Origin of the sequence: Aquaspirillum serpens DSM 68, from assembly GCF_000420525.1 — a bacterium.
In the GTDB taxonomy this organism is placed as follows: domain Bacteria; phylum Pseudomonadota; class Gammaproteobacteria; order Burkholderiales; family Aquaspirillaceae; genus Aquaspirillum; species Aquaspirillum serpens.
Genome location: NZ_ATVC01000020.1, coordinates 1 through 15,306 on the forward strand (window position 1 = coordinate 1; position 15,306 = coordinate 15,306).

The following is a 15,306-nucleotide window of genomic DNA, read 5'->3' on the forward strand; positions in this document are numbered from 1 at the left end:
CCTTGTTGAATACGAACCGGCACGAGCCAGCGAAGCGGCGCATTTGCCGCTCCTGATGGCCGTCTGGCACCAGTTCGTATTTGAAGGCTTGAAGTCGTTGCATGAATCAATGATACTTTGGTCTATGAGAGATGACAACGATATTAGGCGCAGTCGGCACTGCGTTTTTAAGATGCACGTCCATTTGGTCTTTGTGGCGAAATATGGACGGCGAGGATGATCATGTTCACCTATTGGTGGCGTACCCGCCCAAGACTGAAACCCAAGGACGGCTACGCCGTCCGCGCTATCCTTCCCCGCCCTGAACGGCGGGGCTTGTCGCGCACCGGGTCAGAGACAGCGATGTTTTGCCAACCATGGCGAAATCGCGCTGACACCAGCTTTTCGCCATATTGGGCATCATGAAAAAAAGGATGGTTGCACTTTAGCGACCATCCCATCTACATCAATCTCGATTAGCAAATAACTGCTGCAGTTTTCATACCATCGGTTTTGCAGAGGGTGACGGATGATTGTGTCTGCGCGGAGGCCATCTGAGAAAATCTAGCTTTAGTCTTTTTCTACTAAAAGTTCTGGATAGCGATGGTCTACCACCACCAACATATCAGCCTGAGACGATGCCAGTACGCGTTTTGTGACACTGCCAAGCAAAAGCTCCTCAGTCATATGACTACCATGCTTACCCATCACCACCAGATCAAATCCATATTTTTCTTCATGGTCAAGAATCGTGCGCGAAGCATCGCCATATAAAATCGCGATCGAATAATCACTGACCGCTAGCCCAGCAGTATGGGCTAATTCTCGTAGCTGTTGCATCGCCCGTTTACGCGCCTCAACCTGATAATGCAAGATTAAATCTTCACTGACACCGGCATATTCCATTTTTTCGTGGAAAGGCACATCGCAGACATGACACAACACAAAATCAGCATGAGGTGCAATAGCATGGGCAAAACGGAGTACTTTTTCTGAACATGGCGAAAAATCAACCGCAATCAAAACCCGTTGATAACTACGATAGGCTTCTCGCTTGACCACAAGGACAGGGCATGTGCTTTTGCGTAATAGCCGCGAGGCCGTTGAGCCCAACAATACCCGTTGTATAAAACCACTCCCATGTGCACCTAATACCACCAGATCAATCGCCGAATTCTCAACTGCCCGAGGAACGGCAGCGCTTGCAAATCCTTGGTCAACTTTTAGCTCGACCGTTATACCGTCTTGATTAGCAGGAACCGCAGCCACCAGTGCAGCCAATTGATCATGTGCATCTTGCAAAATTTTATTTTTAACGCTGTCTTGTTTCTCTCCCAAAAAATCACGCAGCACATTGAGAGCATCAATTCCTGTTGCATGAAAAATTGTTCCTGTTGCATGAAAAATTGTTAACCGAGATTTTGGCTGTGTTTTAGCTAATACAAAGCCACGGTTAATCACACTAGAAGAATGGGGAGATAAGTCAGCCGCCACTAAAATATTTTCGATATTAACCATGATAGAGATACCTCCTTGAAGATAATAAGCAAAACAAAACGGCACAGAGATGAAAGAACAAAAACCTCCTTTTAAAATTTTGAAAAAACCAATCAACCATAGAGGATATCTTTTGCACGCAGTAATGTCATACTTGAAGCATGTACCACTAAGGTATCATTGGCTTCGATGATAGTATCAAAAGAAGGCTCTATTAATTGAGTGTCTTGTCGAATAATAGATAGTATTTCAATATCAAGCCTAATGGAACTCAGTGAATGGCCAATCAAATTACAGGGAGGCTTTATTTGGATTAAATGTAGACTTTCTTTATTATAGGTGCCCATTTCATTTGAAAACAAGCTGCCCTGAAAAAACTCACGGATTAATTGATATTTTTCTGTTCTTTGATCTTCAACATACTGAAAAATTTTAGACGAAGGCACTCCAAGTAATAACAATGATTGCGTAGCAATCATTAAAGCTGCCTCTAATGTTTCTGGAACAACCTCGGTTGCACCAGCTTTTTTCAGTTCGTCAATACAGCTTTCATCACGAGTACGAACCATCACTGGTAAATCTGAACGGATCGTTTGTAGGTATTCAAGCGTTTTTAATGATGCGGCAACGTTATCATGGCTAATAATCACCAATCGAGCTTGATTTAAATTCAGTAAATCTAAAAGACTACGATCAGTCGCATCACCATAATAAACTGGCTTTCCGGCTGTATGAGCTTGACGGACTCGACTCGAATCAAGATCGAGTGCCAAATAAGGAATTTTTTCTTCAGATAGTAAATACGCCACACTTTGGCCAATTCTGCCATAACCAAAGATAATGACATGATCCTGCATCGACATAGGAGAAGCGACAGTCAGGTTTTGTTGTGTCGCGGTATGCTGAGCAGAGGGCTGATGTTCACGGACAAAACATCGCGCAATTACCTTGTTATATCGAATAATAAAAGGGCCAGCAATCATTGAAAAAAGAACCGAGGCCAAAACAATTTGCCCTAAAAAAACATCAATAACATCGGCAGATAAGGCAATTGCTAATACAGCAAAACCAAACTCACCACCAACAGCTAATAATAAACCGGTTCTCCACGCGGTCAACCAATCAGAACCAGTAGTTTTCATTAACATCATCACTAGCAGTGTTTTGCTAATTAACAACACTAATGTTCCAACAATTGCCCAGTGCCATATACTTAAAAAACCACTAGGGTCTAACAGCATACCAATACCAATAAAAAACAAACCTAACAGCACATCTCTAAACGGTCGTATTGTTGATTCAACTTGATGGCGAAATTGCGTTTCTCCCAATACCATACCAGCCAGAAATGCGCCAAATGCCAATGACAGGCCAAAACTCTCTGTTGTCCAAGCAGCCAACAGCGCCACTAATAAGACGGTTAGCGTAAACACTTCTGCAGAACGTCTTTGTGCCACAAAATGAAAGAGAGGGCCTAATAACCACCGGCCAATAAAAAAGACTAAGCAAAATGCCAATAATGCTTTTGCTAAGGCAGCAATTAAAGAATTAAATATCAAATCAGCGCCAACAGCCATCCCAAGTACCGGAATAATGACCACAAAAGGGACGGCGGTTACATCTTGAAATACCGACATCGCCAAACCAAGCTTACCGTGACGGCTATTTTCTTCGCCTTGTTCAGCCAATTGTTTGCCAATAATAGTTGTTGAGGATTGCGCAAATACAGCACCGACGACAAAAGCAGCTGTCGCAGATAAACCAACAGCCCAAGCGAGCAGACCAACAGTGATTGTTGTTAAAACCACTTGACCCGTCCCCAGGCTAAATACTCGATGTCGTAAGGCATAAATTTGTGGCAATGAAAAATTTAAACCAATGGTGAATAACAGAAATACAATACCAAATTCAGCGAGGGTAGTAATATGAGGCAGGTTAATAATTGGCCCCATAGTATGAGGCCCTAAAATAAATCCAACTAATAAATACCCTAAACTACTAGGAATATGAAAACGAGCGAAAAAAACAACAATAGAGACCGTAATCCCTAACAACAGTAGCACCTGTGAAAAATTACCCATGGAGTACGATCCTGTTTTTGTCATATTTTTTGGTTATCTCGTCAAGCTACGCTGAGAAAATTAACCCAAAATGAAGTCTTGGTAAGGATGTGGCCGGAGGCAGCGAAAATGACTCAAAAATGACCAAGCGGTGGCATTTTTTGACATTCATTACAGCTACCTCAAAATGCTGACAACAATCTGATTAGGCTGATGTCAGGTTTGTACTGATCCAAATACAACTGGCCATCCGTCCGGTTTGTCCATCACGGCGATAGGAGAAAAAACGCTCGCGGTCAGTCACGGTGCAATGGGTGCCGCCACTGATGTGAGACACGCCGACAGCCTGCAAACGTTGTCGTGCCAACTGATAAATATCCGCCAGATATTTCCCATTTTGTTGTGGGGTAAATGCCTGTTCTGCTTCTGCTGCTTGTGCCATAAAAGCCGCCCGTACTTCAGCCCCCACTTCAAATGCTTTGGGCCCAATCGCCGGCCCCAACCACGCCAATAACGTTGTCGCAGGGACAGCCATCGCTTGCACGGCACGTTCGATAATGCCATCACATAAACCACGCCAACCAGCATGAACAGCCGCCACCACCGTGCCTTGTTGATCGGTCAATAACAACGGCAAACAATCTGCCGTCATCACCACACACACCGCCTCTGGCATCCGTGTCACACTGGCATCGGCAGGAAACACCGCGTTTGCTGTCGGTGTAGTAATCATTTTGATCTCGGTGGAATGGGTTTGCGCTAACCAATGCGGAGGATTGGGCAAGGCAAGACTGAGTAAATGGCGATTTTCAGCCACCGCCAGCGGATCATCACCGACATGATCGCCTAGATTGAAACTGGCAAATGGCGCTTGGCTGACACCGCCAAGTCGAGTGGTACAACATGCCTGAATATGTGCCGGTGCCGGCCAATCGGGAACGAGCCAAGATGAGTCGAAAGATGACATGTAGAATTTCCTATTTCGTCGAAACAAAAGATAGCAAAAGCCGGTGTTGCCCTCATTTGGCTTGAGCTCATCATCAGCACAGTACCAAAACGCGGGCTGTTGGTGTTTTTGTTTGGTTCAAAAAGAGAGGTGTGTTATGGCTTACCCACATTTGTTGTCCCCCATGCGTTGCGGGGCCTTGCATTTGAACAATCGCGTTTGGATGGCGCCATTAACGCGCTCACGGGCAGCACAACCCGGCGATGTTCCAAGTGAATTGAATGCCGAATATTATGCCCAACGCGCAAATGCCGGTTTAATCGTCAGTGAGGCCACACAGATTTCTCGGCAGGGGCAAGGCTATGCGTGGACCCCCGGCATCTATACCGAACCACAAGAAGCCGGTTGGCAGCGCGTAGTGCAGGCGGTGCATGCTGCCGGCGGTAAAATCGTGCTGCAACTGTGGCATGTCGGTCGCATCAGCCATCCTCTGTTACAAGAAAACGGCGCTGCGCCGGTGGCGCCAAGCGCGATCACTGCCAATGCACAATGTTTTGTTGTGCAACCAGATGGCACCCCTGCCAATGTGCCCACCGCTTCGCCGCGTGCCCTCGATAGCAGTGAATTACCCGCTATTGCACAGGATTATGCTGCTGCCGCTGCTCGCGCCAAACGTGCGGGCTTTGATGGGGTGGAAATTCACATGGCGAATGGTTATCTGCTCGATCAGTTTTTATGCACCGGCAGCAACCAGCGCACCGATGATTACGGTGGCAATATCGAAAACCGTGCCCGTTTTCCATTAGAAGTCTTAGATGCGGTGATTGGGGTATGGGGGCCAGAGCGTGTTGGCGTGCGCTTATCGCCATTTGGTACTTTTAACGATATGCAAGACCGTGAAGCCGACGCGATGGCGGTTTATTTGGCGCGGGCCTTCCAAGAACGAGAAATCGCTTATCTGCATATCGCAGAACCCGATTGGGCAGGTGGCCCAACGCTCAGCGACGAGTTCCGTCACAACCTACGCCATGAATTCAGTGGAAGTTTGGTGTGGACAGGCGGATACGATGCCCAACGCGCTGATGAAATGATTCAGAGCGGCTTGGCCGATGCCATCGGATTTGGACGGCCTTATATTGCCAATCCCGATTTGGTAAATCGCTTTGCTCATCAAGCCCCGCTGAACGCCCCCGATGTGAATACTTTTTATGGCGGAGGCACAGCGGGTTATACCGATTATCCTTGTTGGCAACCCAGCTAAACTTGTTTAAGCCAGATTAAGAATGGGTGCTGCGCTCTAGCAGGTGCAGCATCCTAACCAGTTGTAGGGCTGAGATACGCCGCTTCATATACAAACGCAGCGCCACCGAACGAGCCGTTTTTCGCAAGAAACTCATATTTCCTCCTTGTATTACCAAAGCGTGCCACAGGATTGCACAAAACGCCACAATCAACAATGACATAAGAATTTTTCATAATTCTTTTTGTTGATGTTTATGCTAGCATATGATGCAGTCTGTGTTGTGAACCAGCAATACTCAACTTTTGACTTACGTAAAGAAAGTTTTGCTCACAGGAATTATTTTTTTATCGAGTGCAGATCGACCTAAGAGGGGCTATCCTGTGAGTGCTTGAATCCTACCCTTTTCCAATATATGAACAGCATACTCTCTTCTCGTTCCACAATGTCTGCAACTTCTCCTTTTTTCTGCGCCCCGCGCATCCTTGTTGTCGATGACGTCACGGAGGACCGTCTATTACTGGCAGACTTTTTACGCCAACGCGGTTACCGTTTATATGTCGGGGAAAATGGCCGTGATGCTTATGACAAATCGCTTATTGTGATGCCAGATTTGATTCTGATGGACATTCGGATGCCCAATTCAGATGGGATTGTCGGGTGTCGCCTGCTCAAAGCCGACGAACGCACGCGCCATATTCCGGTGATTTTTCTGACCGCAGCCGCTTCACCACAAGAACGGGTGGCAGGCCTCAGCGAAGGGGCAGTGGATTACGTCACCAAACCATTTGATTTTGAAGAAGTACGATTGCGGGTCGCGGTGCATCTTGGATTAACACAACAGACGCAAAGCCAAGATTTACAAGCCGATGCCGCTACACCACAAGAAGAAGGACAAGGGCTTGACCAAGTATTATTCCGCGCTGCTCGCCGTTTAATTACCCAACGGTTAGAACGCCCTTTGGAATTAGCCGATCTAGCCAAAGCCGTCGGCACCAACAGCCGCCGCTTAAACGAGGCTTTCCGGCAATGTGCCGGCGTGACCGTGTTTGATTTTCTACGCGAAGAGCGTTTGAAAGAGGCGCGCCGCTTGTTATCAGATACCTCGTTAGAGATTCAGCTCATCGCCAGCCAACTCGGTTATAGCAGTGCTGCCAATTTTTCTACCGCTTTCCGCGAACGCTTTGGGGTGTCACCGCGCAATTTCCGCCAAAACGGCGAACCCAGTAAAGATTAAATGCAGGTCAACGCCATCGCCTCGGCCAGCCGAGGCTCACGGATCATTCTTGGCCTCGTTATCACCCTGATGATGGGATTGGTGGTGGCATTACTCGCCAATCCTACGCCCTCATCACCGCCGGTCAAATTGGTTAACCATCTTCTTCAATGGGAAGATAAAAGTCATATCCTTAACGCAGAACAGATACTCCCCCAACTAGCAGTATTTCAACCTGCCAGTCATAAGACCCTTAATATTGGTTACAGCCGCAGTGCCATTTGGCTTTATGGTGAATTACCAAGTTCGCTGGATGGCTATTGGTTAGAAATCAGCCCTCCGCGATTAGAAAAAGTACAATTTTATTTATTAGATAATCAAAATACGATTCAATCAACAATATTAGCAGGTAATAACTATCCAATTTCAAGCCGCCCAGTCGCTGCACTGAACCCTATTTTTCCAATAAAAAGCCATGGCGATACCATTCGCTTTTTAATTCGAGTCGAATCAAGGTCGGCCATTCATATCCAGCCAAAGCTTTGGGAACCCCTCAAATTCCGTGAAACGGAAGCAGAATATAAATTATTACTCGGTATTTTTTTAGGATCGATGATAACCATTGCTTTATATGCAATGATACATGCCATTACATTACATGATCGTCTTTTTTTATACCTGAGCTTTTTTATTTGCAATGTAATTCTATACGAAATTAGCTTTCAAGGTTATTTATATCTTCACTTCTTTTCTGACGGGGCAGATTGGATTGTTAGAGCACCCGGAACAGTAGGGTCTCTTGCAAATTTTGCTGCATTATTAGCATGGCGTTTATTATTGCGAATTCCGAAAGAATTTCCTTTTTGGGATATAGCTTATAAAACCATGATGGCTATTATGCTATTGTGTGCAGCAGGGTGTGCATTTGCAGATTATTTTATCGCAGCGCAAATTTTAAATAGTTTTTCGGTTATTATTAATTTCTCATGGCCGATTTCTGTCATTATGGCATGGAAACGTGGCGTTCCAAATCTTACTCTGTTTACAATCTGTTCAGCACTATTTTGGTTTGTTCATATTTTGCGCTTGATGGATTTTTATGGTTTACGCACCACCGGTCTCTTTATCAGTGAAGAAGCTTTAGTATGGGCATTAAATATGGATTTATTGCTACTGATGATTATGGGTTTGTATAGCCGCAATAAAACCCTCCATCAGCGACATATGGCAGCCCAAGCAGCGTTAATTGAAGCTCAGCAATTAAAACACTCCCAATTAGAACAAGCAGTCACCGAACGTACGCAAGCCTTAAAAACAGCTCTGCACACCGCTGACTTCGATCACCGGTTATGCTGATTTGATTTTGGCTGGTGGACGTGAGGATGCCGAGCGGGGGCGGATTATTCGGCGTAGTGCCAGCCATTTATTGAGTTTGATTGACGATTTAATTGATTATGCCAGAGGCAGCCCAACCGAACGGATGCAGCCCTTACCGTTGTATTTCCATGCTCTACTCGATGGCATTACCCGCGATGCAGAACAATTAGCAATGCGGCAGCAAAATCGTTTTGTGTTCCAAACTGTCGGCCAACTACCGCCGGTGATTAAAGTGGACGGTAAACGATTACGACAGGTGTTAGATAATCTGCTGACCAATGCAGCAAAATTTACTTCCCAAGGGGAAATCCGCTTTGTAGTGGAAATGGTTAGCCAACACCCAGACACCGCTTTTGTTCAACTGCGCTTTCATGTCATTGATAGCGGTATTGGTATCGCAGCCGAGCAAATCGATTCGATTTTCGACCCGTTTGTGCGTTTGGATAATGGGCGCAGCCAACAAGGTTTAGGGCTTGGTTTAGCCATTGCTGCCCAATGGGTACAGCGGATGCAAGGTCGGTTAGAAGTGAAAAGCCAGCTAGGAAAAGGCACACACTTTACCTTACACCTGAGCTTTGCCACCGCCCACGAGGACAGCATTCCCCACCATCGGTTGCCGGATGGTGAGTTAGCCTTGCCGGAGTTGGATGGCAGCGGTTATCGCTTGGTGTTATTAGAAGACACCAAAGATGTACGCAATCTATTGCAAGATGAGCTGGAAGGGCTGGGTTTTAGCATTGAAGCGTGGGCCGATGGCCGCGATTTTATTGATGAATTGGGCGAAGGTAGTGCAGCAGCGCCGGATTTGATTGTGACAGACTTCTCGATGCCGGATAGCAATGGTTTAGATGTGTTAGACGCCGTTGGCACACGCTGGCCACAAGTGCCGGTGGTGTTACTGTCGGCTGCGCCACCGCCTGTCCATACCGTACAACGCTTTCATGCCGCCTTGTTAAAGCCGGTTAACTTAGCACAATTGCGCCATGTGTTAGCAGAATTGCTCCATCTGCCACTGCAAAGCAATCGCCCTACGCACGAGGCAAAAACCACAGTAGCCTGTATACCACCACCAGCGGCACAACTGGCCGAGCTGCAACAATGGTTGGATATGGGCGCCATGTCAGATTTAATCGATTGGGCACAACAGTTGGCAGATAACAGCCCCGAATACCGTGCTTTTGCCAATACAGTGGAGAGCTACGCCGAACGCGCCGACATCAATGGCTTATCGCAATGGCTGGCACAGTGGCGTTAGGCTTGCAGGAAATGTTCGCGTCCGCCCAACCAACGGGCGAGATGTGCGCGTGCGGCATCGGGCCATTGTTTTAATAAACACGGCGCCCATTGCCGTGCCTGTTCTAGCAATGCCACATCGCGTTCGATATCGGCAAAACGCAACATTGGTGTGCCGCTTTGTTTAGCCCCAAGAAATTCTCCTGGCCCGCGAATCAGCAAATCTTGGCGCGCAATTTCAAAGCCGTCGGTGTGTTCATAAATCACCCGTAAACGCGCCCGCGCCAGCTCGGACAGTGGTTCTTCAAATAACAACACACAACTGCTGGCATGTCGTCCGCGTCCAACGCGCCCGCGCAGTTGGTGTAACTGTGCCAAGCCCATACGCTCGGCATGTTCAATAATCATCAGGGTCGCGTTCGGTACATCAACGCCTACCTCAATCACCGTCGTGGCAACCAATAGGTGAATTTCATTGGCAAGAAACGCTGCCATCACCGCCGCTTTCTCATCGGCCTTCATCTTGCCATGCACTAAACCAATAGTGAGCTGTGGCAAAGCCAGTATCAATTCTTGTTGGGTGGCAACGGCGGTTTGTAGCTCTAAGGTTTCTGATTCTTCAATCAGTGGGCACACCCAATAGGCTTGGCGACCTTGTTCTATTTCACGCGCAATCGCCGCCATCACTTCTGGCCGCCGTTTCGCGGCAATCAAACGGGTACGAATCGGTGTCCGTCCAGGGGGTAATTCATCAATCACCGAGACATCTAAATCGGCGTAGTAGCTCATGGCTAAGGTACGCGGAATCGGGGTTGCCGACATCATCAGCTGATGGGTTTCGCCGCCCTTGGCTTGCAGTGCCAAGCGTTGTGCAACACCAAAACGATGTTGTTCATCGACAATGGTTAAACCCAATCGCGCAAAGGCAACATCTTCTTGAAAGAGCGCATGAGTGCCAACCGCCAAACTGGCTTCGCCATTGGCAATCTGTTTTAAAGCAGCTTGGCGCTGCGATTTTTTCAAACTGCCAGATAACCACACCACCGTTAAACCCAGACTTTCCCACCATTGCCGCAGTTTTAAGTAATGTTGTTCGGCTAAAATTTCTGTCGGGGCCATCAAAGCCGCTTGATAACCCGCTTCTATCGCATCCAACGCGGACAGCGCCGCAATCACGGTTTTCCCTGCGCCAACATCACCCTGTAACAAGCGGTGCATCGGCTGTCCACCCTGTAAATCTTGCTGGATTTCCTGCCACACTCGCTGTTGGGCAGCGGTCAACGCAAATGGCAGTTGTTGTAGCAATGCCGAGGTGAATCGGCCATTTCCCTGCAAAATCGGTGCAGCTTTGCGCTGCCGTGCCCGATAAGCCAAGCGCATCGACAGTTGTTGTGCTAACAGTTCATCAAAATAAATTCGCTGCCATGGCGGAAACTGCGGTGATTGCAATACGGCGACTTCACTGCCGGCAGGGGGATGGTGCAAAGTCAACACCGCTTCTGAAAAGCTCGGCAAGCCTAATGTTTGCACCATCGCAGGGGGCAAGGTGTCATCGAGTGGGGTTTGTGCAAGGGCAGCATCAATCCACTTACGCAGTTGCAGTTGAGTAATGCCTTGGGTGGCGGGATAGACCGGCGACAGATGAGTAGATAACGGCGTGTTGCTGGCGACCACACGGCACTTTGGGTGCACCATTTCCGCCTCACCAAAAAAATTCAGGCGAATCTCACCAAACACCCGTAAACGATGGCCCACACTACATTGTTTGATTTGGCTTGGATAAAAATGGATAAAACGCAATACCAGCTGTCCACTGGCATCAGCAATCACCGCCCGCAATTGTCCCCGCCCACCGCGTTGTTTCACTTCGCAATGCTGCACAATCCCTTCCACCATCACCGACTGGGCCAACGGCGCTTGGGCAATAGCAAAACACTGCGTTTCATCTTCGTAGCGCAGCGGCAGATGTAACAACCAATCAGAGGGCTGTTGAATGCCCAGTTTGCTGATTTTTTTTTCGATTGCAGGGGAAAGCACCATCCTCGATCTCACCGTTTAACCATGCTGTGGTTTAGCCAACGAAGCCCAGACTGTCGCCACCACGATACAGGCACCGCCGGCCAATGCCAGCCAAGTCGGTTGTTCTTGAAATAGATACCAAGCAAAGCCAATCCCATACACCGGCTCTAAACCAGTGATCACCGCCACCTGACGCGCCGGCAATGCAGCCAAGCTAGCGATAAATAGACCATGCGCTAACGCCGTACACACCACGCCTAAGAACAGCAACGCCGACCATTCTTGTAGCGTTAAGGTGACCGGCGGCAACCACCACCACAGCGGCAACAACACCGCCGCCGCAACCGTGTTTTGCCAAAAGGTACTGGTTAACACCGGTAGTGCTCCGATGCTGCGATTTAATAACGCCAGCACCGCAAATAAGGCACCGGACAACACCGCCAATAACAAGCCTTGTGTGGCACTGGCTTCAAACCGCCATTCTGGGACGACTAACAATAAACCGATGGTCACTAAGGCAATCATCGCCCATTCTTGCCGCCGTATTTGCTCGGCAAACCACCACGGCTCTAACAACGCGACAAACACTGGAAAACTGGCAAACCCCAACAGCGCAATCGCCACCGTACTGTATTGCACCGCCGCAAAGAAAGTTGTCCAATGCAATGCCAACACTGCACCGGCCAACAATAAGCGCCAGCGTTGCGACGATTTGACTTGCCACAGTACAGACAAACGATGTCGCCACACCACCAACAAAGCCACCGCCAGCGCGGCAAACACCGTCCGTCCTAATACAATCACCCATGCCGGTTGCGCCACAGCTTTGCCAAATAACCCAGCCAAACCAAACAACAACACAGCAAGGTGAATTGACCATAATGGTGACAACATGGGTAAACGTGCCGCGCTCACAATCGCGTTACCAAGGTATAAATCGCGCCAGCAGACACCACCAGTGTGACCAAGGCAATAATTGGTGGAATAAACTCCACACGGTCTAACTCAGCATCACTGTCAATCGGTTTAATTCCGGTCACCATTGGGCGGATAAGATTGGTTTTTTTACCCCACAGATAGAACAACACCGCCCCAACATGCACAGCAATCAACGCCAATAAATAGTTAATGCCTTGTTTGTGCCAAACCGTGATTTGCTCTGACCATTCACTGCCGACCAAATGAATTAACGGACCGTCATACATATACGAGTCAATATCACTCGATAACATCCCCGACACTACCTGAAACAACAGCGCAGCCAACAACGCCATCACCATCAATGCGCCTAATGGGTTGTGGCCGGGGATTTGATCTTCTGGTAATTGCCCACGCATATAGGCCAAGATCGCTTTGGGGCCGCGAATAAATTGGGTAAATCGTGCGGTTTGGCTGCCAATCAGGCCCCAAATCAGGCGGAATAACAATAAAGTGGCAACCACATAACCAACACGGATATGCCACAACAACCACTCACCGCCTTGTTCACCCGAGTACCACATAAAACCAATTAGCGGGGGCAAAGCCCAATGAAATAAGCGGATTGGGGCATCCCATACCCTGACATTCTGTTTCATCATTTTCCTTTTTTATCTAGGACACGTCTTCGCTGCTGGGCGGGTCGAGAGAAATAACTAACGGCTGGTTAGCCGTCAAATAACAGGCAAGCCGCCACAGCGCAGGCGAATCAATAAAGGTGTCTTGTTGCAAAGCAGATTGCGGCAGGTAGCGATGGCGCACTAACACATTGCGCTCTTTACGTGACATCAGTAGCGGTTGTGGTTGTTGCTGATGACTGACGCGGACAGCACATGTACCACAGGTGCCACGACCACAACGCCACGACAGGGGTAAATCATCACAACGGCGCACCAAATCTAAAATGGGTTCATCTGGTGTAGCGACGACAGTGAGGGGCTGTGTTAAGGCCCCTCCCACAAAACTCAATGCTGGCATACCATCACAACAGACGCTCAAAAGTATAAAACGCGACGGTTTCACCTGCAGCCACAGCCTGCCCAGCCGGTACACGAATCAGCCCGTGTGACTGTAAGCACGACCACAGGTGCGGTGCCGCAGGGCTTAGTTGGACAGCGATAGCCTGTTGTTGTTCATTTTTAATGACCTGCACTGGTAACACCTGCTCATATTCCTGTGCCGCCAATTCGGTGGTCAAGGGTAAACGGTAACATGGGCTGGCATAACGGGCACAATCCAAACCACGCATCCGCTGTAGTGCTGGCGCCACCGCCAACAAGAACAACAGATACGCCGGCAACATGGCATTCGGTAGACCAATAAAGTCGGCACTGGCAACCTTACCCCAGCTCAACACCGGTAAACCACTCATGGCAATCTGCGCTTGTTGCAATACCCCTTCACGGGTGATCGCCTGTTGCACATAGTCTTCTTCTACGCCACCACAAGTGATGATTAAATCACTGTTCTCTGCGGCATTCGACAACGCTAAACGAGTCGCGGCAACGCTCTCGGGCACCACACCCAAATCGCGCACTTCGCACCCCATCGCCACCAAAGCGCCACGCAACCAATAGCGATGGCTGTTATAGCGACGATCAGCATGTAACACTTCACCGGGCTCGGTTAAATCCTCACCACTGAAAAAAACCGAGACTTTTAAGGGCCGCCACACGGGTAAAGTCGGTAAACCGAGGGCGGCGGCCAAGCCAGTATGCACCGGCGTTAGCCACAAACCAGCGGGTAGCTGATGTTCTGCCGAAAAACCGAGTTGGGACAACAATTCGGCCTCAATTGCCACTGATTGTGCCAACACGCTACCACGGCAATTTTTAAGTGGCCGTTCTTCAATCCCATCTTCTTGTGCGGTCAAAACAGTCAGACCAGACAATAATTTTTCTAGGGCATGTGCTAACGTCTCTACGGCAATCGCACTCATCATTTCTCCTTGTTATAACAACATTAACGGGCGCCAGCCGGCGCTAATAACGGCGATAAACCCAACTCTTTTAATTTTGTCATGGCCTCTTCTGCCTCGGCACGACTTTGAAATGGTCCAACGTGTACCCGCGTTTCTGTTTTTACTGTAATGCCTTGACGTTGTAATTTTTCTACCAAACGGGCGGCATTATCCAGATTGCTAAATAAACCCAGTTGCACCTGATACCCCACCGAAGCATGGGAGGGGGGTGGAGCCGGTGCAATAGACGGTGGAGGTGCAGCAACCGCTGGTTTCTGTGCTGCGGGAGGCGGTGCCATTGGAGGTGCCGTCGGCGCAGGTTGAGGCGGCAGGGCAGCAGGGGGTGGTGCTTTGACAGGTGCAGATTGCGGCGGTGGCGCAGGCGGCAGTTCCGCCTTGGGTTTGGCAGGTGGTGGCGGGGGAAGAGGCGAACTCGGTGCCACAGCAACCGCTGGCGCCGGGGGCGGTGGGGGAGGGGGTGGCGGAGCAAGTGGTATCGGTGCCACTGCCGCAACCGGTGGTGGGGGTGTTGCAGCATCCAGCGTCGGTGTTGCTGGCGCAATCCGTCCCTCGGCAACTGCCGGTGCTGCAGGTGGAGGGTTCGCCGATGGTTTAGGTTCAGCCGTTAGGGCATGGTATAACGGCAACGCGCCCCCTGCAGCGAGCACAATTAAGATAGCGATCAGCAAACGCTTTTTTAATTGTCCGGCAAAGGGATCCCCAGCAGGGAATTCGGGCCGAACGGGTGTGGTTGATTTTGGCATGGAACCCCAAATAATGTGCAGCAAAGAAAAAAATTTC

Annotated in this window: 14 protein-coding genes and 1 pseudogene; 5 read left to right on the top strand and 10 right to left on the bottom strand. The window is 48.9% G+C overall.

All coding sequences use genetic code 11. The features are described 5' to 3' along the window. A partial coding sequence (locus G465_RS16480) for a helix-turn-helix domain-containing protein (protein WP_155846497.1) occupies positions 1-103 on the bottom strand: 103 nt, incomplete at its 3' end. Positions 104-124: 21 nt separating this feature from the next. On the opposite strand from G465_RS16480, the pseudogene G465_RS15375 reads away from it, so the two are divergent. Continuing rightward, positions 125-254: pseudogene (locus G465_RS15375) on the top strand (IS200/IS605 family transposase); the annotation flags it as partial. A gap of 295 nt (positions 255-549) precedes the next feature. Here G465_RS15375 and G465_RS0105560 read toward each other — a convergent pair. From G465_RS0105560 to pgeF, 3 genes are all read right to left on the bottom strand, one after another. Continuing rightward, a complete protein-coding gene (locus G465_RS0105560; RefSeq protein ID WP_022653487.1) occupies positions 550-1,593 on the bottom strand; it encodes a universal stress protein in 1,044 nt (347 codons plus the stop codon). Beyond that, positions 1,590-3,557 (bottom strand): monovalent cation:proton antiporter family protein, encoded by a 1,968-nt coding sequence (locus tag G465_RS0105565; RefSeq protein WP_022653488.1) that lies wholly within the window; start codon positions 3,555-3,557, stop codon positions 1,590-1,592. The genes G465_RS0105560 and G465_RS0105565 overlap by 4 nt, the downstream gene beginning before the upstream one ends. A gap of 184 nt (positions 3,558-3,741) precedes the next feature. Continuing rightward, entirely contained in the window at positions 3,742-4,503 is a 762-nt protein-coding gene (pgeF, locus tag G465_RS0105570; protein WP_022653489.1) for a peptidoglycan editing factor PgeF, read from the bottom strand. A gap of 136 nt (positions 4,504-4,639) precedes the next feature. Here pgeF and G465_RS0105575 point away from each other — a divergent pair, with 136 nt between their 5' ends. From G465_RS0105575 to G465_RS0105590, 4 genes are all read left to right on the top strand, one after another. Next, complete coding sequence (locus tag G465_RS0105575; protein WP_022653490.1) at positions 4,640-5,743, top strand: alkene reductase; 1,104 nt, start codon at positions 4,640-4,642, stop codon at positions 5,741-5,743. 424 nt (positions 5,744-6,167) lie between these two features. Further along, a complete protein-coding gene (locus G465_RS0105580; RefSeq protein WP_022653491.1) occupies positions 6,168-6,959 on the top strand; it encodes a response regulator transcription factor in 792 nt (263 codons plus the stop codon). Then, a complete protein-coding gene (locus G465_RS0105585) occupies positions 6,960-8,294 on the top strand; it encodes a 7TMR-DISM family protein (RefSeq protein WP_022653492.1) in 1,335 nt (444 codons plus the stop codon). It abuts the gene before it with no gap. Between the two features lie 7 nt (positions 8,295-8,301). Next, on the top strand, positions 8,302-9,570 hold the full coding sequence (locus G465_RS0105590) for an ATP-binding protein (protein ID WP_155846498.1): 1,269 nt from the start codon (positions 8,302-8,304) through the stop codon (positions 9,568-9,570). On the opposite strand, the gene recG is transcribed toward G465_RS0105590, so the two are convergent. Genes recG through G465_RS15740 form a run of 6 tightly spaced genes read right to left on the bottom strand, consistent with a single transcriptional unit; the run spans position 9,567 to position 15,269 of the window. Then, entirely contained in the window at positions 9,567-11,588 is a 2,022-nt protein-coding gene (recG, locus tag G465_RS0105595; RefSeq protein WP_027405206.1) for an ATP-dependent DNA helicase RecG, read from the bottom strand. The genes G465_RS0105590 and recG overlap by 4 nt on opposite strands. 15 nt (positions 11,589-11,603) lie before the next feature. Further along, complete coding sequence (locus G465_RS0105600; protein ID WP_040399208.1) at positions 11,604-12,461, bottom strand: DMT family transporter; 858 nt, start codon at positions 12,459-12,461, stop codon at positions 11,604-11,606. A 17-nt stretch (positions 12,462-12,478) separates the two neighbouring features. Continuing rightward, positions 12,479-13,147, bottom strand: coding sequence for a cytochrome b/b6 domain-containing protein (locus G465_RS0105605; RefSeq protein ID WP_245556756.1), 669 nt, complete (start codon positions 13,145-13,147; stop codon positions 12,479-12,481). Positions 13,148-13,160: 13 nt separating this feature from the next. Continuing rightward, positions 13,161-13,523, bottom strand: a complete 363-nt coding sequence (locus tag G465_RS0105610) for a 2Fe-2S iron-sulfur cluster-binding protein (protein ID WP_022653499.1) — start codon at positions 13,521-13,523, stop codon at positions 13,161-13,163. Positions 13,524-13,527: 4 nt separating this feature from the next. Continuing rightward, entirely contained in the window at positions 13,528-14,484 is a 957-nt protein-coding gene (locus tag G465_RS13680; protein ID WP_022653500.1) for a molybdopterin-binding protein, read from the bottom strand. Between the two features lie 23 nt (positions 14,485-14,507). Beyond that, entirely contained in the window at positions 14,508-15,269 is a 762-nt protein-coding gene (locus tag G465_RS15740; protein WP_155846499.1) for an SPOR domain-containing protein, read from the bottom strand. Positions 15,270-15,306: the final 37 nt, after the last annotated feature.

Bases quoted from the DNA above. Each gene is read 5' to 3' on its own strand.
- G465_RS0105565 (WP_022653488.1), bottom strand. From the start codon at position 3,557: ATGGGTAATTTTTCACAGGTGCTACTGTTGTTAGGGATTACGGTCTCT.
- pgeF (WP_022653489.1), bottom strand. From the start codon at position 4,503: ATGTCATCTTTCGACTCATCTTGGCTCGTTCCCGATTGGCCGGCACCG.
- G465_RS0105575 (WP_022653490.1), top strand. From the start codon at position 4,640: ATGGCTTACCCACATTTGTTGTCCCCCATGCGTTGCGGGGCCTTGCAT.
- G465_RS0105580 (WP_022653491.1), top strand. From the start codon at position 6,168: ATGTCTGCAACTTCTCCTTTTTTCTGCGCCCCGCGCATCCTTGTTGTC.
- G465_RS0105585 (WP_022653492.1), top strand. From the start codon at position 6,960: ATGCAGGTCAACGCCATCGCCTCGGCCAGCCGAGGCTCACGGATCATT.
- recG (WP_027405206.1), bottom strand. From the start codon at position 11,588: ATGGTGCTTTCCCCTGCAATCGAAAAAAAAATCAGCAAACTGGGCATT.
- G465_RS0105600 (WP_040399208.1), bottom strand. From the start codon at position 12,461: ATGTTGTCACCATTATGGTCAATTCACCTTGCTGTGTTGTTGTTTGGT.
- G465_RS0105605 (WP_245556756.1), bottom strand. From the start codon at position 13,147: ATGATGAAACAGAATGTCAGGGTATGGGATGCCCCAATCCGCTTATTT.
- G465_RS0105610 (WP_022653499.1), bottom strand. From the start codon at position 13,523: ATGCCAGCATTGAGTTTTGTGGGAGGGGCCTTAACACAGCCCCTCACT.
- G465_RS13680 (WP_022653500.1), bottom strand. From the start codon at position 14,484: ATGAGTGCGATTGCCGTAGAGACGTTAGCACATGCCCTAGAAAAATTA.
- G465_RS15740 (WP_155846499.1), bottom strand. From the start codon at position 15,269: ATGCCAAAATCAACCACACCCGTTCGGCCCGAATTCCCTGCTGGGGAT.